Source organism: Sphaerochaeta sp. S2 (genome assembly GCF_016406725.1).
Taxonomy (GTDB): Bacteria; Spirochaetota; Spirochaetia; order Sphaerochaetales; family Sphaerochaetaceae; genus Sphaerochaeta.
In genome coordinates, this window is sequence record NZ_JAEKNT010000034.1 from 1 (window position 1) to 1112 (window position 1112).

Consider the following 1112-nt stretch of genomic DNA (forward strand, 5'->3'; position numbering starts at 1 on the left):
GATTTGGACCGTGCGATTGCATCATTTATTATAGCGAATGGTGCAGCTGCGATGGGAAGAAAAGTAACAATGTTCTTTACTTTCTGGGGATTGAATGTCATTAAGAAACATGAGAAATCAAGTATTAAAAAGAGCTTGATAGGTAGAATGTTCTCAAGAATGCTACCTAGAGGCAGTAAGCAATTAAAATTATCAAAAATGCATATGGGTGGTATCGGTTCTAAATTAATCAGAGGATTAATGGATGAGTACAATGTTGATTCACTTGAAATGATGATTGAACAAGCGATTGAAGCAGGGGTTAATATCGTAGCGTGTAATATGTCTATGGATTTAATGGGCGTACATGAAGATGAGCTAATCAATGGTGTTGAGCTTGGTGGTGTAGCAACCTTCTTATCTGAAGGCGAAGATTCAGATGTGAATTTATTTATCTAGGGGGATATATGAAAAAAGTGGGAGTTTTCATACTTCTTATGATTGTTTTACTGGTAAGCTGTTCGTCGGAAACGGGTTCAGAAATTGGTGATACAGCATACGATTTTGAAGTAGAAGATAAAGACGGTAATCTGGTAAGACTGAGTGATTACAAAGGTAAAACAGTATTTGTACTAGCATGGGCAACAACATGAGGCGCTTGTCTGGCAGAACTGCCAGAACTTCACCAGGTGCGTGAAGAAATGGGTGATGATGTTGTGCTTATGGCGATAAACTTGACGAAACATGATAATAAAGAACGTGCAATTGCACACATGGAATCAGAAGGGTTAGCAGATATCGGTTTTTATGATGTAAACAATGAGTTGGTCAATTATAATATCGTTGGAATTCCTGCTGCATTCTACATTGATCCTGAAGGAAACATTAAAAATGTATCTCTAGGTGCTGATCAAGCAGCTGGTATCCTTGAAAAAATCAACGAATAACATTTAAAAGCATATTAGTTTATGGTAATATTATTTAATGAATGGAGAGGTTTATGGCAAGCGATAATCAGAAAAAAATAATTAACAGACTTAGAACCATCAAGGGTCATATTGCAGGGATCGAAAAGATGGTTGAAGAAGGAAAACCTTGTGATGATATACTTGTTCAAATTGCAGCTATTAGAT

The 1112-nt window shown here is 36.5% G+C and carries 4 protein-coding genes; all 4 read left to right on the forward strand.

Annotated features, from left to right (window positions below; translation table 11 throughout):
* A partial coding sequence (locus tag JF818_RS00840) for a DsrE/DsrF/DrsH-like family protein (protein ID WP_198890104.1) occupies positions 1-438 on the forward strand: 438 nt, incomplete at its 5' end.
* An 8-nt stretch (positions 439-446) separates the two neighbouring features.
* Positions 447-632, forward strand: coding sequence for a redoxin domain-containing protein (locus JF818_RS00845; protein WP_198890105.1), 186 nt, complete (start codon positions 447-449; stop codon positions 630-632).
* 48 nt (positions 633-680) lie between these two features.
* A complete protein-coding gene (locus JF818_RS00850; protein WP_198890106.1) occupies positions 681-926 on the forward strand; it encodes a hypothetical protein in 246 nt (81 codons plus the stop codon).
* Positions 927-979: 53 nt separating this feature from the next.
* Positions 980-1112, forward strand: a 133-nt coding sequence (locus tag JF818_RS16605; protein ID WP_198890107.1) for a metal-sensitive transcriptional regulator, incomplete at its 3' end; no start/stop codon positions are given.

Excerpts from the sequence above, each read along its gene's own strand:
- JF818_RS00845 (WP_198890105.1), top strand. The coding sequence starts at position 447 with ATGAAAAAAGTGGGAGTTTTCATACTTCTTATGATTGTTTTACTGGTA.
- JF818_RS00850 (WP_198890106.1), top strand. The coding sequence starts at position 681 with ATGGGTGATGATGTTGTGCTTATGGCGATAAACTTGACGAAACATGAT.